A 19,924-nucleotide genomic window follows, 5' to 3' on the forward strand; every position below is an offset into this window, starting at 1 on the left:
ATTTTTTGTATTAGTTTGACTTATAGGTTTAAAGGAATTAGAATATAACGCCCTGTAAGGTCATTAAACCAAACATCGTAGTCATCTTCTACAATCACCGGAATAGATCCACCTCCTGAAGTTGCAACCCCTGAGAAGGAAGTTGTACTTCCCCAAGAATCTGCACTTCCAGTAACAAATGCAACATCTCCTGGTGTTAAACGAACATTATTCGCATACCAGATATGCCCATCAAAAGCTAATGGAGTCATTGCAACATTGGCTGTACTTGAACCTTGTAAGGTTAAACTTGCTGGGCTCGTTATACCTGATGCGTTGAAAGGTTCAAACGTAAACGTGTTTGAAGCAAAGTTAATCGTGAATGTATAAAACCCTTGTGGAATACCATTACCGCCCCCATATGGGAATCTTTCTGGATCTGTTCCGCCACCAGGGTTTGTACCAACAGTTACGCCATCATCAGTACCCCATTGTGGTTGCCAAAGTCCTTTTGTTTCAAGTACTTTAAAATGACCGTTATTGGCAAATAGCCCTGTATAATAGAATATATTTGGATCGTTCTCATCTCTAAATAATGCAGGATTGTTACCATTGTTATCCCAACCTGGTGCGGTTGCATCTCCTACTAAGAAGTAATCATTAAATACATAATTAAAATATGGGAAAACCATAAAGTTAACCGCATTTGAAGTTGATTGAACTCCGTTTTGAGCTCCCAAGGAGGATACAACTCGTACATATATGGTTGCCCATTCAAAAGGGTTCAAACCAGCATTTCCAGCTGCCGAATTTAATTGACTAACTGATAGTGTTGCAGAAGTCTGGCCTGTTGTGGTTGCCGCAGTGACCGGATTTGTAAAATCTTGATCACTAGCAAATTGAATCGCATAATTTATAGAAGCTTGTACACCATAATCAGCATGTTGCCAATTTAACGTTAAGGCAGGATTGTCCGTGTTCACTGCATCTAACTCGATGTTAGTGAAATTTAAACCTGCTAAAACGGGAGCTGTTGGTTGTGAAACCGTGAATATGTCTGAATTGTCATCACAAGAATAGAATAAAAGCAATACTAAGCTAAGAACACTTGTGATAGAAAATCGTTTTAAATTTTTCATTTTTTAAAATCGTTTTAAATTAATAACCAGGATTCTGGGTTAAATTTGGGTTCGTAGCTAAATTCGAATTAGGAATTGGATATAAATTTAAGTGCGCTGGTAATGCAATACCGTTGCTACCATTTCCTTTCCAAACCCAATTATAGTTACCTCCTGTAAACTTGTTATAACGGATCAAATCCTGTCTTCTATGCGCTTCCCAATGCAATTCTCTAGATCGTTCATCTAAAATGAAATCTAAAGTTAACATACCGCTAGTCACAGTTTCTGGATTCCCCGCTCTCATTCTAAGGAGATTTACATAATCTACAGCATCATCTAGCATACCTCCGCCACCTCTTAGGTTAGATTCGGCATACATTAGATACACATCTGCTAATCTGAATAGAGGGAAGTCCGCATCAGCAAATTCCCGATCACTTCCTAGAGCACCAGTAGATGTTAGGTTAGAGTATTTTTGAATGATATACCCTTGATCTCTATCTGAAATGTCTGTAATTTCAATTGACCTATTACCAGAAATAATAGTATTTCTTGTGTCATTATTAAACTGGCTTCCATTAAATAATAAAGCAAATTGCTTTCGTACTCTTAAAGCACCGCCCCAACCTTCTTCACCTACACCAACGTCAAGTCCATTTTTTTCAATGCTTCCTACGGAACCATTAATCATAACGGTTGTAGGCCCATAATTCTGGGTGTATACTCCATCTGAAACAATAGGAAATATAATTTCGCTGTTTGCTGAATTGGTATTATTGTCAGCCATAAAATTGTGCAAATAGTTTGTTGCCAATGCATAACCACCTCCAATAATTTTATCACAATATTCAATACATTTATCGTACTTAGCTTGTCCGATATATACTTCGGCATTTAAATATATTTTAGCTAAAATCATCCAAGCAACCCCTTTGTCAGCTCTTCCATGTTCGTTTTGTCTTGGATCTAGTAAATCAGCTTCAATAGCCACTAATTCTGATTCAATAAAATCGAACAATTGTGCTCTATCATATACTGCAGGAATACTATTAATCGGCGTAGTTTCATCAGAAAAATTGGCTTTACCAAATAGATCCATAGCGTAATAATAGGCTAATGCTCTCATTAACCTGGCTTCTGCTCTAAATGTTACGATTTCTGCTCTTGTACCAGTCGAAACATTTCTTGCATCAAGTTTAGCATCGGTTGTCTCTGCTAGAAAATTGTTTGCAAACGCAATTGTTACATCATTTCTACCAAACATACCCGTTAAAATAGGGTTTTGAGCCGTCCATAAATTTCTTTGAATCTCTCTAGTTCCGGCATCATTCTCATAAGACCAGATCATTTGATCCGCACTTAAAGTTTGCAGGTATACCAATACTCTTCCGAATTGACTGGTACCAGCATCTAAGCCATCAATATTTGATGAAGTCGGTCCGTCTACTCCTGTCAGTGCTAAGTTTGAATAGATTCCAGCCAAAGCTCTTTTATATGCTGCTTCATCTTGGAAAAAATCTTCACCTAATACAGATTGATCATCTTCAGGTGTAATATTTAAGTCATCATTACATGAAGTAGTGATGCTTAACAAAAAGATAGCAATCGCGAATATTTTAAATATGTTGAATTCTTTTTTCATTATAATGTTGTTTTAAAATTTAACGTTTACTCCCAACAAGATAGTCCTTGCTCTTGGATAGATTAGATTATCTATACCATTAAACACTTCAGGATCTAGACCTGAATAATTTGTGATTGTAAACACATTTTGCATACCTGCCCAAATACGAACGCTGTTTGTGCTGTATTTCTTTATAGGTCTATCAAAAGTATATCCTAATGTGATATTATCCATTCTTAAAAAAGATGCGTTTTCAATATAAATATCTGAGGTTATAACATCAGACGTATTTATAAAATTCGTATTTAATACCGAAGTAGGAATGTTTCCTGCCACCGCATTATCTTGTAATAACGCATATTGAGCTCTTGACGAATTTACATTGTTATATACGTAGTTCCCAATGTTTGCTCTTAAGTTAAATGCTAGGTCAAATTTTTTGTAATTGAAACTTGATTGAAGACCTAATATAACATTGGCTTGAGGATTTTCCTTAATGTATCTATCATCATCATTGATAATACCATTTCCGTCTAAGTCAGCATAAGCTCCTTCAATAGGGTTTCCAGCAGTATCATATAATTGCTTAAATACATAAAAAGAATCTGGAGCTTCTCCTTCTCTTCTTAACACGGCGTACCCTCCAGTACCTCCTGAGATATTGAATATTTGTACATCTTGTCCTAATGCCAATTTTTCAATTTCTCTATCTAAGAATGTTGCATTGAAATTTACGTTCCAATTGATATCTTCTGTAGCGATCACATCTGCACTTGCAGAAAATTCAATACCTCTAGTTACAAACTCTCCATTATTCTGGAATACACTATTGGTAAAGTTATATGCCGTTGGTGAATCTGCTAAAAGATCTGTTGAGTTCTTTTTAAATACATTTAAAGACCCGGTTATTTTATCATCGAATAAACCATAATCAATACCTACCTCGATAGTAGCTGTTTCTTCCCATTTCAAATCTTCATTGATTTCTGAAGGTATGGTAGATAAAATTACCTGATTTCCAAATAAGTATTGAGAGTTTTGATTTCCAAAACGATATCTCTGTAAATATAAATCGTTTACACCAGGTAGATTTTGTTGACCTGTAAGACCGTAACTTGCTCTTAATTTTAAGGTAGAAATTACATTTGAGTCTTTCAGGAAATCTTCTTCACTCATTTGCCAAGCAAATGAAGCTCCTCCGAAGTCACCCCACCTGTTCTTTTCAGAAAAACGAGAGGTTCCATCTCTTCTATAGTTTAAGGTAAGAAGATATTTGTCTTTATAGCTTACATTCACTCTACCTAAATATCCAATATTGACAACATCTGGGTCTGCAAAAGAAGAAGCTACATTATTAGGCGCAAAAATGTTCCCTGTAAAACTTCCAAAGTTCTCAAACCGCTGATATGAATATCCCGCTGTTACATCGAACTTAAAATCTCCAAACTCTTTTCCATACTTTAAATATGCATCGATTAGTTCATTTTTTCTTTCCTGACTTCCTCTACTATCTACTCCTGCATTTATTAAAGCTGCTGATGGTCTCCCTAAATCGTAATCGTTCAAGTCAATTGTAGAACCTTTCGTTTTATCAATTCCTAAGTTTACAACAGCACTTAACTCTGGTAAGAAATGAAATTTGTAATCAAACTTTAAGTTTCCATATTGTCTGAATACTTTTCCTGTATTATTTCGAAGCAATAGTTCGGCAACAGGATTTCTTGTACCATTTGCTATTATAGCTCCGCTCATGTGTTGATAAAAGCCTCCATAAGGGTTTGTAGCATCATACACGGGTTGTGTTGGGTCATAGCGTAATGCAGAACCAATTTGACCAGAGTCACCAAATCTGCTATCCTCAAAAGCTCTGTTATAATTCAATCCAATTTTTAAGTGATCATCGAAAAAACTAGGATTCATAGATAATGAAACATTTGCTCTATTAAAGTTTGATGTTAAAATAGAACCTTCTATATCAGTAAATCCAACAGACAATCTCGTTGGAATCTTATCAAATAATGCACCTCTTACAGATAGGTTATGGATTGTGGAAACAGAAGTTTGAAAGATCTGATCTTGCCAATCTGTCGATGCACTTCCTAAAAGTCCAAGATCCCCTGGTCTGCGTTGTGCAATAAGATCTCTAAATGCTCCTGCAGAAAAAACGTCTACACGATCATTTAGCTTACCAAAGTTGAATTGTAGATCGTAATCCAAAGAATAACTAGAAGATCCTTTTTTGGTGGTAATAATAATCACACCATTTGCAGCTCTCGATCCATAGATAGCTGTTGCAGATGCATCTTTTAAAACCGAAAAAGATTCAATGTCATTTGGATTGATACTTGCTAAGATCCCTCTAGAACCTGTTACAGAACCTTCATTTATTGGTAATCCATCGATTACAATTAGAGGATTGTTGGAAGCTCCTAATGAAGATCCGCCACGAATTCTAATTTCAGATCCAGAACCTGGAGCTCCACTAGTTTTAACACTTACTCCAGAAACTCTACCTGATAGTAAGTTTTCTGGCGTTACAATGTTTCCTTTCGTAAAATCTTTTGCTGTAATTGCTTCTACAGACCCTGTAGCATCCTTTACCGTTGTAGAACCATATCCTACAACAACAATTTCATCTAGTCGTTCTGTGCTTTCTTCTAATTGTATCGTTATGTTAAAATTTGTTCCAATGGTAACCTCTTGTTCTTTAAATCCTAAATAGGTAACTACAATAGTATCACCTGATTTAACATTCTTTAGTTCAAAATTTCCATCAAAATCGGTAGATGTACCGTTATTAGTACCTTTAACTACCACAGTAACCCCGGGTAATCCTTCACCCGTTGTTTTGTCTTTTACGACCCCTTTTAATGTTTGTTGAGCAAACACGGTAAAGGAGAAACATAAAAGTATACCTGTTAACAATAATTTAAATTTTCTCATGTATATTTTGTTAAATAAATAACCGTAAATTTGACTTGTGATTAACAATAAATTTACATTCCACACCGTGAATATATAATTTAAAAGAGTTACTCCTTTAGTATATAACTACCGAAAACGTTTTCGTGTTGACAACTTTTTCGTTAAAATTGTAAACTAGACAAAAATCGACCCTGAAAACAAAGATTTTAGTAAATAATGAGGCAAAAAATTACCATAAAGACAATCGCTAAAGAATTGGGGGTGTCGACATCTACTGTTTCTAAGGCGTTAAGAGATAGTCATGAAATTAGTGTTGAAACGAAGGACAAGATAAAGGCCTATGCCGATTATTATAATTACAAGCCTAATAATTTAGCCTTACAATTACGAAATCAAAAGACGAAAGTCATTGGTGTAATTTTACCGAAAATTGTGCATCATTTTTTCTCTACGGTAATAAAAGGAATTGAAAGTGGGGCCAATGATAAAGGGTATCATATTATGGTGTGCTTTTCGAACGAATCTTACGAAAGCGAGGTTAATAATCTTAAAGTTTTATCGAACGGAAGTGTTGATGGCTTAATTGTTTCTATATCTAATGAAACGTTAGAAAATAGTCATTTCGAGCACTTTCAAGGTTTAGTTAATGAAGAAATTCCATTGGTGCTATTCGATAGAGTTCATGATTCTATTTTTTGTGATAAAGTAATCGTAGATGACATTGGAGCAGGGTATAAAGCAACAAAGCATTTAGCAGAAAATGGTAGAAAAAAAATAGCCATGTTAAGTACTCCAGAACACGTGAATATTGGAACTTTAAGAAAACAAGGATATTTAAAAGCATTGAAAGAATTCGATTTGATGTCGAATGAGAATTTGGTACTAGAGATAGATGAAAAAGAAGATGCGAAAACACAAATAGCCAAGGTGTTTGATAACGAAATTGATGCCATTTTTGCCGTAAATGAAATATATGCGGCCATAGCCATTCGTTTAGCTAAAGAGCAAAATTTAAGAGTGCCGGAAGATGTTTCGGTAATAGGATTTACAGACGGGTTGATCTCTGAATATTCGTCTCCTTCTATTACTGCAATTGTACAACATGGATTGACTATGGGAAGGCAAGCAGTTGAGCTACTTATAGAAAGAATTGAAAATGAAAACGAATCGCTCCCACCTAGAACCAAAGTGATTTCTAGTAACTTACATGTACGAGAATCTACGAAATCGAAGTAGTAGAAAAATTGGTTTTTTTGCAAGTGTAAACCAAAAATATATATCTTTACGACTTTATTAATCGATTTATCAATAAATTACATTCCACACATTTATTAATTGATAAGTCATCGCGCTTATCGTAGTATTAACTAATAATTACGATAATGAAGAAGCGTAAATTAGGTTTCCTCGAGATCTGGAACATGAGTTTTGGGTTTTTAGGGATACAATTCGGATTTGCATTACAAGGAGGCTTCATGTCTCGAATTTTTCAAACACTTGGAGCAGAAATAGATGATATTCCTATATTGTGGATTGCTGCGCCCTTAACCGGATTACTCGTACAACCAATTATTGGATATATGAGTGATAGGACATGGCATCCTAGATGGGGAAGAAGGAGACCTTACTTTTTAATCGGAGCTATTTTAAGCTCATTAGCACTACTTTTTGTACCACATTCATCAGCCTTATGGATGGCAGCAGGATTCTTATGGATTCTAGATGCATCTATTAATATTTCAATGGAGCCTTTTAGGGCATTGGTAGCCGATAAATTACCAAAGTCCCAACGATCTTATGGGTTTGTTGTACAAACATTGATTATTGGTGTAGGTACTTGGGTTGCGAGTAGTTTACCCTGGATGGTTTCTAAGCTAGGAGTAAGTGATTCAGCAGAATCTGGTGTGATTCCAATGTCTGTAAAAGTAGCATTCGCCATCGGAGCAATTGTCTTTTTGGTGACTATTTTATATACAGTTTTTACAACATCGGAATATCCTCCGGAGGATATGGAAGAGTTCAAAAAAGAAAAAAAGAAGAAGAATCAATTCCTTCCCGATATCATAAACAATATTGGAAGTATGCCTAGTACCATGAAAAAACTAGGTTTAATTCAATTTTTTAGCTGGTTCGCCTTTTTTACAATGTGGAGTATGGCAAATCCTGCACTGACTGAGCACGTTTATAAAACACCTGCGCCCATAGAAGCAAATTACAATATGGATAACAGTGTGGAGAAATCAGCTTTTGATACTGCCAATACGGCGTTTCAAAAAGCATCCAATGAAGTAGGATCTTATATGGGAATTTACGGATTATCATCAATGGCTTTCGCGCTTATTTTGGTACTGTATACAGCTAAAAGAAGGATCAATAGAAAATATGTGCATATGACCTCACTTATTTTAGGAGGTATAGGATTCATCTCAATGTACGTAATACCATCTCCCGAATATTTGGCATTGTCATTTGCTTTAATAGGTTTTGCCTGGGGAAGTATTTTATCTATGCCTTATGCAATGTTATCTAGTTCAGTCGATCCAAAGAAAATGGGTGTAATCATGGGAATATTCAACATGTTTATTGTGATCCCTCAAATTATAGCGGCAGTCGGAGGAATCAATTACGTTTCTAGTTTATTAGGTGAAAAAACAATTAATGCAATGCTTGTTGCAGGCTCGAGTTTAATAATTGCAGGGTTTTGTAATTTTTTAATTACAGAAAAGAACGCTATTACATATCAATCCGAAGCATATGAAGAATAAAAAAGGATTCATATTTGATCTTGACGGTGTCATTGTGGATACCGCAAAATACCACTTTCTCGCTTGGAGGAAATTAGCCAACAGTGTGGGAGTAGATTTTACCGAAGAACAGAACGAACAATTAAAAGGAGTAAGTCGAGTAGAATCATTAGAAAAAATTTTAGCATGGGGTAATATTGAATTATCGGAAGATACTTTTATGGAATTGATGGCAAGAAAGAATGATGATTATATCAATCATGTCTATCAGATGGATGAGTCTGAGATCTTACCAGATGTTGTTAAGGTATTAGCACATCTTCAATCAATAAACCAACCCATTGCACTTGGATCGGCAAGTCAAAATGCCAGAACCATTTTAAAGAAAGTAAACTTGTACGATAGCTTTGATGTTATTGTTGATGGTACCAATGTAACAAAAGCAAAACCAGATCCGGAAGTGTTTTTAAGGGCAGCCGAATCGATGGAAATGGAACCCGAACAGTGTATTGTTTTTGAAGATTCCGTTTCAGGTGTAAAAGCAGCCAATACTGCCAATATGATATCGATAGGTGTAGGAAGCAAAGCAGTATTGCATGAAGCAGATTATGTATTTAAGGATTTCACGGAGATCAGTGTAGATTTTTTAAATAACCTGTTGAAAAACGAAGTGAAAATTGATGCTTAATAACTAAGTAAAAGAAAACAAAATGAATCAAGATTATATCATTCCTAATGAATGGTCTATTATAGAAAAAGGATTTAATCCTGATACGGTAAAAGCTTCAGAGAGCTTATTCAGTATTGGAAATGGCGCTATGGGACAACGAGCTAATTTCGAGGAGTCTTATTCAGGCCCTACCTTTCAAGGTAGTTATATTGCCGGAGTTTACTATCCGGACAAAACAAGAGTTGGTTGGTGGAAGAATGGATACCCAGAGTATTTTGCCAAGGTATTGAATGCTCCAAATTGGATTGGAATCAACGTTACTATAAATGATGAAAAATTAGACTTACATACGTGCCTTGAAGTGAACAATTTCAAAAGAGAATTGAACATGAAAGAAGGTTGGTTGTCCAGAAGCTTTGATGCTACGCTACAAAATGGAATTAAAGTCAATGTATATACTCAACGTTTTTTAAGCTTAGAGTTTGATGAAGTTGGTGCTATAAAGTATTCGGTTACTCTAGTAAATGGCGATGCTACTGTTGAGTTCTCTCCTTATATAGATGGAGGAATTACTAATGAAGATACGAATTGGGACGATCAATTTTGGGACATATTAGATGTGACTCAAAAAGAGCAACAGTCATTCTTACAGGCAAGAACGATGAAAACAAATTTCTGCGCTTGCACATATATGGAGTCTCTAGTGTTTTTGGATGGAAAGCAACAAGAAATTTCTGGTGTAGAAAAAAAATCATCTAACTACGCTTCTTGCTCATATAAAAAAGGAATTAAGCAGGGACAGACATTCGCAATACACAAATTTGGAGGGTATGTGGTAGATCGAAATCATGATAAACTCGAATTGGTAAATGTTGCAAAGAACGTACTGAAAAAAGCTACAGATATAGGGTTCGACGGTTTATTAGAACTTCAAAAGAAATCCTGGTCTCGTATCTGGGAAACAGCTGATATTACCATTAAAGGAGATGTAAAAGCACAGCAAGGAATTCGATTTAATATTTTCCAATTAAACCAAACATACTTGGGAACTGATGCTCGATTAAATATTGGGCCTAAAGGATTTACTGGAGAAAAGTACGGAGGAAGTACGTATTGGGATACGGAAGCATATTGTATTCCATTTTATATGGCAACCAAAGATCAGAAGGTAGCTAGGAAGTTACTAGAATATAGATATCATCATCTAGACAAAGCCATTGAGAATGCCGAGAAACTTGGTTTTAAGAATGGAGCTGCGCTGTATCCAATGGTAACTATGAATGGGGAAGAATGTCATAACGAATGGGAAATAACTTTCGAAGAGATTCATAGAAATGGAGCGATCGCTTTTGCAATTTATAATTACTGTCGATATACGAATGACTATAATTACATTCCAGAAAAAGGATTGGAAGTGCTCATTGGAATTGCCAAATTTTGGCACCAAAGAGCAACGTATTCAACAAAAAAAGGGAAGTATGTTATATTAGGTGTAACGGGACCAAATGAGTATGAAAACAATGTAAATAATAACTGGTATACAAACTATATTGCCAGATGGTGTATTAATTATGCGATTGAAAATATCAAAAGAGTAGCGCAAGAATTCAATACGGATTATCAAAGAATTAGTGAGAAAACTACTATTGATGTCAATGAACTTGAAAAGTGGAAAGAAGTAGCAGATAACATGTATTTTCCGTATTCGGAAGAGCATAACGTCTTTTTACAACAAGATGGTTTCTTGGATAAAGATCTTATTACCGTGGCGGACCTCCCTCAAGAGTCAAGACCTATTAATCAACACTGGTCTTGGGATCGAATTTTGAGATCTCCTTTTATTAAGCAGGCAGATGTACTTCAGGGATTCTATTTCTTTGAAGATAAATTTTCTGAAGAAGATCTAGAACGTCATTTTAATTTTTATGAACCGTTTACAGTTCATGAATCTTCACTATCGCCATGCGTGCATAGCGTACAAGCTGCCAAGTTAGGTAAGATGGATCAGGCATATAGATTCTATTTAAGAACATCGAGGTTGGATCTGGACGACTACAATCATGAAGTGCATGAGGGATTACACATTACCTCTATGGCAGGTACCTGGATGAGCATTGTAGAAGGTTTTGGAGGAATGCGTATAATAGATGGAAAACTATCTTTTGAACCTAGAATTCCCAAGCAGTGGGAGGCCTACTCTTTTAAAATCAATTTTAGAAATCAAATATTGAAAATTAATGTCACCCAAAATAAAACCAATTTTGAATTGATAAATGGCGATAAGATTTCCATTTTAGTTAATGGAGCATCAGTTTTGGTGACCCCAAATAATTTAGTAACCGTATAACAATCTAGTAAACTTCTTTTACCATGAAAAAACAACTCTTCCTTTTTTGCACAAGCTTTGTCTTCTTTTTAGCCTCATGCGAAAAGAAAGAAACGCAAGTGTCAACCAATGATAATAAGCGTACTGTAAAAGAAGTTTATGAGGTTGATCGAGTAGAACCACCAAACTGGTGGGTAGGTTTTGAAAACTCACAAGTACAGTTGCTTATAAAGCATCCGAACATTGGTAAGGCCGAATTAACAATAGAGTATCCCGGTGTTGTCATAGAAAAATTGCATAAAGCGAAGAGTCCGAACTATCTATTTGTGGACTTGAATATTTCTAATAAAACCAAGCCTGGTACATTCGATTTAATCTTCAAACTAGAGAATGGAGAAGAGAAAATCCATACATACGAGTTAAAAGCCAGAGAAAAAGAAGCAGATAAATATGTAGGATTTAATAGCTCAGATGTTATTTATTTGATTACTCCGGACAGGTACGTGAATGGAAACCCAAACAATGATATTTTTGAAGATCTCAATGAGAAAAAGATCAACCGAAAGGACGATTATGCACGTCATGGAGGAGATATTACTGGGATAACAAATCACTTAGATTATATTGCAGATATGGGTTTTACCGCTATTTGGTCATCACCTTTATTGATTAATGATATGAAACAAGGATCGTATCATGGATATGCAATGACGGATTATTACAAGGTAGACCCTAGATTTGGAACGCTAGATGAGTACCGAAAGTTAGCAGACGAAGGACGTAAGAGAGGTATTAAATTGATTATGGATCAAGTAGCTAATCATTGCGGATTATATCACTGGTGGATGAAAGATTTGCCTTTTGAAGATTGGTTGAATTATCAAAAAAACTATGAAGACAATATCGAAGACTGGAATTGGAAGAAAACTAAATTCTCTAATCATCGACGTACTGCAAATCAAGACGTATATGCTTCAGAAATAGATAAAGAAGGATTAACAGATGGCTGGTTCGTTGAGGCTATGCCCGACCTTAATCAACGTAATCCATATATGGCAACCTATATTATTCAGAATAGCATTTGGTGGATTGAGACACTTGGTTTGGGAGGTATCAGACAAGATACGTATCCATACCCGGACAAAGAATTTATGGCTAAGTGGGCAGGTGCTATCATGAAGGAATATCCTAATTTTAATATTGTAGGAGAAGAGTGGAGTTATAACCCTTTGCTCATAGGATATTGGCAACAAGGGAAGGTAAATAAAGACGGATACAATTCGAATTTGCGATCGTCTATGGACTTTGCCATGCAAAGTTTGGTAGTACAAGCTTTAAACGAAGAAGAGAGTTGGGATAAAGGGTTGGTAAAGATCTACGAAGGTTTGGCAAATGATTTTGCTTATTACAATCCTAAAGATATTATGGTATTTCCAGATAATCATGATATGAGCAGAATATTTACACAGCTAAAAGGTGATGTACATAAAACAAAAATGGCATTAAGCTATTACCTAATGATGCCTAGAACGCCTCAGATATATTACGGTACAGAAATCTTAATGGATGATTTTAAAAAGCCGGGAGACCACGGATTGATCAGAACAGATTTTCCTGGTGGTTGGGATGGTGATGCTGTAAATGCGTTTACAGGGAAAGGATTGACCGCAGCTCAAAAAGATATGCAAATGTTCTTAAAAAAGCTGTTGAACTATCGCAAGTCGAGTAAAGCCATGCACGACGGTAAAACGATACATTTTGCTCCTAGAGGAGGTCTATATGTGTTGTTTAGGATGTATGAGGATGAAGTGGTTGCTATCATTTTAAACAAATCTGATAGAACTTCTGTATCCACAGAAATGATGAAAGAAATTGGAATTAAAGGAAAGAAGGTAAAAAATATCATTACAGATGAAGAAATGATTTGGGAAGGTGAATTAAAGATTAACCCCAAAGGAGTTACTTTGTTAACTACTAAACGTAACTAAGATGAAAAAATCTCTCTTTTTATTAACTATTCCATTATTTATTGGGTTCACTCTTTCTGCTCAGGTTACAATTATTGTTGATCAACTTCCAAAAGAAACTACACAAGATGCTGCTATTTTCATTTCAGGAAATTTCGAAGGTTGGTCTGGCGGAAAAAAGGAATATCAGCTTGTTAAGAAAGGAAATAACTATAGGATTACATTGCCTAAAGAGTTAAAACAGATTCAATTCAAATTTACCCAAGGTTCCTGGAAATCGGTAGAATGTGATGCTAAAGGATCCAGTATTGATAATCGTTCATATACTTTCGATAAACGTAACGATACATTAAGAGTAACAATTGAAGGTTGGGATCACCTATTTGAAAAAAAAATAACTACTACAGCGGCTAAAAATGTTACTGTCCTGGCAAAAGAATTTGAAATTCCACAACTAAAAAGAAAGCGAAGAATTTGGCTGTATTTACCACCAGGATATGAAAAATCTAAAGAATCTTATCCTGTTGTTTATATGCATGATGGTCAGAATCTTTTTGATGCAGGCACATCGTTTTCAGGAGAATGGAATGTTGATGAAACATTGAATAAACTATTCAGTGAAAAGAATCTAAAGTTGATCGTGGTTGGAATTGACAATGGAGGCGAAAAACGATTGGATGAATATTCGCCTTGGATCCATAAAGAATATGGAGGAGGAGAAGGAGATGCTTATTTAGAATTTATAGTAAACACGTTAAAGCCACATATAGATAAGAATTATAGAACCTTAACAAGTAAACAAAATACGGCAATAATTGGAAGCTCCATGGGAGGATTGATATCTCATTATGCAGGAATTAAATACCCAGAAGTTTTTGGTAAAATAGGAGTGTATTCACCAGCATTTTGGTTTGCTCCTGTAGTTAATGAATTTTCTAAGGTAAATGGAAATATCAAGGATTCACAGATCTATTTTTTGGCAGGAGGAAAAGAAGGAGGTAATACGCGTTTTCAAGAAATAAACCAGACTGTGCAGGGTATGAATAGTATGGTGGGTATTTTAAAATCTCAAGGATTTCCTTCTGAAAACATTCATTCCAAAGTCGTTCCCGAAGGAAAGCATAATGAAAAATTATGGCGAACTAATTTTGAAGAAACTATTTTATGGTTGTTTTCTGACGCAATAAAGAAAAGAGAATTTATTGATGCCCAATTTGCCGATGATCAGTTGAGAGTCAGTGTTTCTGATGGAGTTTATAAGATGAAATTTTATACACCGACCATTGTAGAAACAACATTTACTCCAAAAGGAGAAACAACACTACAAAAAAAATCACATGCAGTGGTACTTAAGGCCACACCTTCAAGTGTTCGTTATAGTGATAACGATTCGTTAGGTGTATTTAAAAGTAAAGAATTTGAAGTACGCATCAAGAAAAGACCATTTAAGATTTCGTATTGGTATAACGGAGAACAGGTGATATCTGAAAAGAACGGCTATCAGAGGACCAATGATCACGAAACATTACAGTTCAGTTTAACGCCAGATGAAGTATTATATGGAGGAGGAGCCAGAGCATTAGGAATGAATAGGCGTGGTAACAGATTACAGTTATATAATAAAGCACACTACGGATATCAAGAACGATCCGAGTTGATGAATTTTACACTACCTATTGTAGCTTCATCTAATATGTATATGATTCATTTTGACAATGCTCCTATTGGTTATTTAGATTTGGATAGTAAGCAGAATAATACACTAACGTATGAAACTATTTCAGGAAGAAAAACGTATCAGGTAATTGTAGGAGATTCCTGGTTAGATATAGTAGATAGCTATACAGACCTCACGGGAAAACAACCTTTACCACCAAAATGGTCATTAGGGAATTTTTCCAGTCGTTTTGGATACCATTCTCAAAAAGAAACAGAAGCAACTATAGCCAAGTTTAAACAAGACTCTATTCCTGTTGATGCCGTTATTCTGGACCTCTATTGGTTTGGAAAGGACATTAAAGGAACGATGGGGAATTTGGCAGTGCATAAAGATTCTTTTCCCGATATGAAGAGAATGGTTCAGAATTTAGATGAGCAAGGTGTCAAAACGGTTCTTATTACAGAACCTTTTGTATTAACAACATCCGATCGATGGAAAGAAGCGGTAGCACAAGATGTTTTAGCTAAAAATTCATCTGGAAAACCATTTACTTACGACTTCTATTTCGGAAATACAGGATTAATAGACATATACAGCACCAAGGGTTCTACATGGTTTTGGAATGTTTATAAGGGACTTATAGATATGGGAGTACAAGGTTTATGGGGAGACTTAGGAGAACCCGAAGTACATCCTTCAAAACTGCTACATGCCACGGGAACTGCTGATGAAGTGCACAATACCTATGGACATGATTGGGCGGGATTGATATATAAAGGGTATCAAAAATATTACCCAAACAAGCGCCCATTTATATTGATGAGGGCTGGATATTCAGGATCACAAAGATATGGACTCATTCCCTGGTCTGGAGATGTGAGCAGGAGTTGGGGAGGATTGGCATCTCAACCAGAGATTTCTTTACAAATGGGACTTCAAGGAATCGGTTATATGCATTCCGACCTAGGCGGTTTCGCAGGAGCAAACCTGGATGATGAACTGTATGTAAGATGGTTGCAATACGGCGTGTTTCAACCAATATTTAGACCGCACGCACAAGAAGAAGTACCTAGCGAGCCCGTTTTTAGATCACCAAAAACTAAAAAACTTGCCAAAGAAGCCATTGAACTTCGATATAAATTACTACCTTACAACTATACATTGGCGTTCCATAATCATATATCAGGAGCCCCACTAATGCGTCCATTGTTTTTCGAAGAGCCAAAGAAACGTCAACTAAGCTCATTATCATCAACGTATTTGTGGGGTATTGATATTCTTGTTGCGCCGATTCTTCAACCTAAAGAACAAACCGTAAACATGTATTTTCCAGAAGGAAATGCTTGGTTTGATTTCTACTCAGATGATATAATAGAAGGTGGCATTACCAGAAGAATAGCTACCAGAGAAAACCACATTCCGACTTTTGTTCGCGGAGGAGCATTTATTCCGATGGCTTACCCAATGCAGCATACAGGAGAGTACGATCCCAATAAAATCCAGTTACATTATTATAATGACCCTTCAGTATACATCAGCAGAAGAGAATTATATAATGACGATGGGATGACGGCAAATGCTTATGAAAAAGGGGCTTACGAGAAATTATTCTTTCAAAGTGACCTAAGAAGTAACGCTTTGGAGATAACACTAAAAGCAGAGATTGGTAAAAACTTTGAAAGTAAGCCTAAGGAAATCGAATTAATCATCCATAATATTTCAGAATACCCTCGATCTATTAAAATTGGCAAAAAGAAAGTAGAAGCTGGATTGTATAAGAAAAAATTAACCATTCCTATCCAATGGAACCCAGAGAGAAATTTAAAAGTAAAAATCAAGTTAAAATCATAAGTAAATGAATCTAAGAAGTACCCTTTTGTTGTTGGGAGTCACCATCTTTTTTTCTTGTCAGGAGAAAAAGAAGGAAGTAGTAAATAAAAAGTCGAAGGAGATAGCCTCTTTTTCCTCAGATATGATGGAGAGTGCTATTATTTATGAGGCAAACATCCGACAATATTCTAAAGAAGGTACATTCGATGCCTTTACGAAGGACATTCCCGAACTTAAAAAATTAGGTGTAAAGATCATATGGTTAATGCCTATTTTTCCAATATCAGAAACTAAAAGGAAGGCTACGGGTGGTGAGTTTGCGAGCTTAATCAAGGACGATAACGAACGCAAAAGAATGTTGGGAAGTTATTATGCTGTATCCGACTTTACAAAGATCAATCCTGAATTTGGAACCATGAAGGATTTTCGAAAACTAGTAAAAACTGCACACGATAATGACATTTATGTAATCTTGGATTGGGTGCCAAATCATACAGGTTGGGACCATACATGGTTGAAAACGAATCCTGATTATTATACTCAAAATGAAAAAAGGGAAGTAATTCACCCAAAAGGAACTGACTGGACGGATGTAGCAGATCTAAATTATGATAATAAAGAGATGCGTAAGGAAATGATTGCCGATATGAAGTTCTGGTTGTCAAAAGAAGGAGTAGATGGTTTTAGATGTGATGTAGCTGGTTTGGTACCATTCGATTTTTGGCAAGAGGCGATTCCACAGCTACGTAAAGAGAAAGATATTTTTATGCTGGCAGAAGCCTGGGAACCTGAATTGATGAATGATGGGTTGTTTGATATGGCGTATGGTTGGGACAGACATCACACGATGAATCATATTGCTAAGGGAGAAGATGTAGTTAAGAAATGGAACGAAGTAATGGAAAAGGACCAAAAGCGTTATGCAAAAGATGATGTACTAATGATCTTTGTAACTAACCATGATGAAAACTCATGGAATGGCACCATTGAAGAACGCATGGGGAAAGCATCTGAAGCTTTGACGGTATTGAGTTATGTTGCTCCAGGAATGCCATTGATATATTCAGGTCAAGAATATAATTTGAGTCATCGATTAAAATTTTTTGAAAAGGACTCCATTCCTAAGAAGAAAGGAAGTATGTGGATATTATTGGAAAAGCTAGGAAAGCTAAAACAAACACACCCAGCATTGTCTGGAGGTAGAAATGCTGCGAGTTATGCATCATTAACGACAGATGGAAATATCGTTGCTATTGAAAGGGAAAAGGATGATAAAACATTGATTTATCTAGCAAACTTGTCGAATAAGATAGCAACTATTAAATTGGAAAAAGAGGGTGGTTACACTGATTATTTTTCCAACGTGGAATTAAAATTGAACGGAGAAGAAATCTCATTAAAACCAGGAGAATATAAAGTTTTAATCAATTAATATGAAAAGAATCAGCCTTATATTTTTAAGTTTCTTAGTACTCATCGGGTGCACACACAAAAAAAAGCCTCAGAAAGTTCCATTTGTTTGGAAAAATGCAAATGTATATTTTTTACTTACAGATCGCTTTAATAATGGAGATACCACCAATGATATCAACTTTGATAGAACAAAAGAGACAGGTAAATTACGTGGGTTTGAAGGAGGAGATATTAAAGGAGTTACGCAAAAAATCAAAGAAGGATACTTTACAGACTTAGGAATTAATGCAATTTGGATGACTCCTATTGTAGAACAAATACATGGAGGGACAGATGAAGGAACAGGGATAACCTACGGATTTCATGGATATTGGACTAAGGATTGGACCGCTATCGATCCTAATTATGGAACGAAAGAAGACTTGAAAGAGTTGGTTGCAGAAGCCCATAAGAATGGAATACGAATTCTTTTGGATGCAGTAATTAACCATACTGGACCGGTAACGGAAAAAGACCCTGTGTGGCCATCGGATTGGGTACGAACAGAACCGCAATGTACATACAATAATTACGAGAATACGATTAAATGTACGCTAGTAAAAAACCTTCCAGATATTCTTACGGATAGTGATAAGGCGGTTGAGCTGCCGGCTCAATTGGTAGTTAAATGGAAAGCTGAAGGCAGGTACGAGCAAGAAGTAAAGGAATTGGACGCTTTCTTTGAAAGAACTGGATATCCTAGAGCACCTCGCTTTTATATTATGAAGTGGCTAACAGATTATATTACAGAATTTGGTATTGATGGATATCGTGTAGATACCGTAAAGCATACCGAAGAAAATGTATGGCAAGAATTTAAAACTGAATGTGATTATGCTTTTACGCAGTATAAGAACAATAATTCAGATGCGGTATTAGATGATAATAAGTTCTATTTAGTTGGAGAAGTTTATGGCTACGGAATTTCTTCAGGGAAGTTTTACAATTTTGGAGATAAGAAGGTAAATTATTTTGATAATGCTTTTAACGATCTTATTAATTTTGAGTTTAAGTGGAATGCAAAACAAAAAAGTAGAGAAGAAGTTTTTAGTAGATACGACAGTATATTGCATAGCGAAATGAAAGGGTACGGAATATTGAACTATCTCAGCTCTCACGATGATGGTCAACCGTATGATGCTAAGAGAGAGAAGCCATACGAAACCGCTACTTGGTTATTGTTGGCTCCAGGAGCATCACAAATATACTATGGAGATGAATCTGCAAGATCATTAGTAATAGAAGGAACAATAGGAGATGCTACATTACGATCTTTTATGAACTGGGGTGCTCTGACGAACGACGAAAAAACAAAAAAAATACATGAGCATTGGCAAAAACTAGGTAGGTTTAGAACAAATCATCCTTCGGTGGGAGTAGGTAGACATCAAATGATATCTGAGAAGCCGTATACTTTTTCGAGATCATACACCCATCAAGATTATAGCGATAAAGTAGTGGTTGCTCTAGATCTACAAAAAGGAAAGAAAACGATCTCGGTAGGGGCTATATTTGAAGACGGATCTGAGGTAAGAGACGCATACTCTAACCAAACAGGAAAAGTAATCGATGGAACCGTGGTTATTGATTCAGATTTTGAATTAGTTTTGCTTGAAAAATTATAAA

At 35.8% G+C, this 19,924-nt stretch carries 11 protein-coding genes; 8 read left to right on the plus strand and 3 right to left on the minus strand.

Annotation, left to right across the window (positions count from 1 at the left end; genetic code table 11):
* Positions 1-20 precede the first annotated feature (20 nt).
* From RQM59_RS04220 to RQM59_RS04230, 3 genes are read right to left on the minus strand one after another with little or no spacing between them, the layout of a single operon-like run.
* Positions 21-1,118, minus strand: a complete 1,098-nt coding sequence (locus tag RQM59_RS04220) for a SusE domain-containing protein (protein WP_349240830.1) — start codon at positions 1,116-1,118, stop codon at positions 21-23.
* Between the two features lie 19 nt (positions 1,119-1,137).
* Positions 1,138-2,742 carry a RagB/SusD family nutrient uptake outer membrane protein gene (locus tag RQM59_RS04225; RefSeq protein WP_349240831.1) on the minus strand — a complete coding sequence of 535 codons (1,605 nt, stop codon included), beginning with the start codon at positions 2,740-2,742 and terminating at the stop codon, positions 1,138-1,140.
* A gap of 12 nt (positions 2,743-2,754) precedes the next feature.
* Positions 2,755-5,667 carry a SusC/RagA family TonB-linked outer membrane protein gene (locus tag RQM59_RS04230; RefSeq protein ID WP_349240832.1) on the minus strand — a complete coding sequence of 971 codons (2,913 nt, stop codon included), beginning with the start codon at positions 5,665-5,667 and terminating at the stop codon, positions 2,755-2,757.
* 198 nt (positions 5,668-5,865) lie between these two features.
* Here RQM59_RS04230 and RQM59_RS04235 point away from each other — a divergent pair, with 198 nt between their 5' ends.
* The 8 genes from RQM59_RS04235 (at position 5,866) to RQM59_RS04270 (ending at position 19,923) form a co-directional block, all read left to right on the plus strand.
* A complete protein-coding gene (locus RQM59_RS04235; protein ID WP_349240833.1) occupies positions 5,866-6,885 on the plus strand; it encodes a LacI family DNA-binding transcriptional regulator in 1,020 nt (339 codons plus the stop codon).
* 146 nt (positions 6,886-7,031) lie between these two features.
* Positions 7,032-8,414, plus strand: coding sequence for an MFS transporter (locus RQM59_RS04240; protein ID WP_349240834.1), 1,383 nt, complete (start codon positions 7,032-7,034; stop codon positions 8,412-8,414).
* Positions 8,404-9,081: a beta-phosphoglucomutase gene (gene pgmB / locus RQM59_RS04245; RefSeq protein WP_349240835.1), complete on the plus strand. Its 678-nt coding sequence runs from the start codon at positions 8,404-8,406 to the stop codon at positions 9,079-9,081. Before RQM59_RS04240 ends, pgmB begins: the two co-directional genes overlap by 11 nt.
* Before the next feature lie 22 nt (positions 9,082-9,103).
* A complete protein-coding gene (locus RQM59_RS04250; protein WP_349240836.1) occupies positions 9,104-11,410 on the plus strand; it encodes a glycoside hydrolase family 65 protein in 2,307 nt (768 codons plus the stop codon).
* Positions 11,411-11,433: 23 nt separating this feature from the next.
* Entirely contained in the window at positions 11,434-13,377 is a 1,944-nt protein-coding gene (locus RQM59_RS04255) for a glycoside hydrolase family 13 protein (RefSeq protein ID WP_349240837.1), read from the plus strand.
* Between the two features lies 1 nt (position 13,378).
* The gene (locus RQM59_RS04260; protein WP_349240838.1) at positions 13,379-16,867 is read left to right on the plus strand and encodes a TIM-barrel domain-containing protein; all 3,489 of its coding nucleotides are present in this window, start codon (positions 13,379-13,381) and stop codon (positions 16,865-16,867) included.
* A 4-nt stretch (positions 16,868-16,871) separates the two neighbouring features.
* Positions 16,872-18,278: an alpha-amylase family glycosyl hydrolase gene (locus tag RQM59_RS04265; RefSeq protein WP_349240839.1), complete on the plus strand. Its 1,407-nt coding sequence runs from the start codon at positions 16,872-16,874 to the stop codon at positions 18,276-18,278.
* A 1-nt stretch (position 18,279) separates the two neighbouring features.
* Positions 18,280-19,923: an alpha-amylase family glycosyl hydrolase gene (locus RQM59_RS04270; protein ID WP_349240840.1), complete on the plus strand. Its 1,644-nt coding sequence runs from the start codon at positions 18,280-18,282 to the stop codon at positions 19,921-19,923.
* Position 19,924: the final 1 nt, after the last annotated feature.

The sequence above is a fragment of the Asprobacillus argus genome, from assembly GCF_032248395.1.
GTDB lineage: Bacteria > Bacteroidota > Bacteroidia > Flavobacteriales > Flavobacteriaceae > Polaribacter > Polaribacter argus.

Excerpts from the sequence above, each read along its gene's own strand:
- RQM59_RS04260 (WP_349240838.1), top strand. The coding sequence starts at position 13,379 with ATGAAAAAATCTCTCTTTTTATTAACTATTCCATTATTTATTGGGTTC.
- RQM59_RS04255 (WP_349240837.1), top strand. The coding sequence starts at position 11,434 with ATGAAAAAACAACTCTTCCTTTTTTGCACAAGCTTTGTCTTCTTTTTA.
- RQM59_RS04225 (WP_349240831.1), bottom strand. The coding sequence starts at position 2,742 with ATGAAAAAAGAATTCAACATATTTAAAATATTCGCGATTGCTATCTTT.
- RQM59_RS04220 (WP_349240830.1), bottom strand. The coding sequence starts at position 1,118 with ATGAAAAATTTAAAACGATTTTCTATCACAAGTGTTCTTAGCTTAGTA.
- RQM59_RS04270 (WP_349240840.1), top strand. The coding sequence starts at position 18,280 with ATGAAAAGAATCAGCCTTATATTTTTAAGTTTCTTAGTACTCATCGGG.
- RQM59_RS04230 (WP_349240832.1), bottom strand. The coding sequence starts at position 5,667 with ATGAGAAAATTTAAATTATTGTTAACAGGTATACTTTTATGTTTCTCC.
- RQM59_RS04265 (WP_349240839.1), top strand. The coding sequence starts at position 16,872 with ATGAATCTAAGAAGTACCCTTTTGTTGTTGGGAGTCACCATCTTTTTT.
- RQM59_RS04235 (WP_349240833.1), top strand. The coding sequence starts at position 5,866 with ATGAGGCAAAAAATTACCATAAAGACAATCGCTAAAGAATTGGGGGTG.
- pgmB (WP_349240835.1), top strand. The coding sequence starts at position 8,404 with ATGAAGAATAAAAAAGGATTCATATTTGATCTTGACGGTGTCATTGTG.
- RQM59_RS04250 (WP_349240836.1), top strand. The coding sequence starts at position 9,104 with ATGAATCAAGATTATATCATTCCTAATGAATGGTCTATTATAGAAAAA.
- RQM59_RS04240 (WP_349240834.1), top strand. The coding sequence starts at position 7,032 with ATGAAGAAGCGTAAATTAGGTTTCCTCGAGATCTGGAACATGAGTTTT.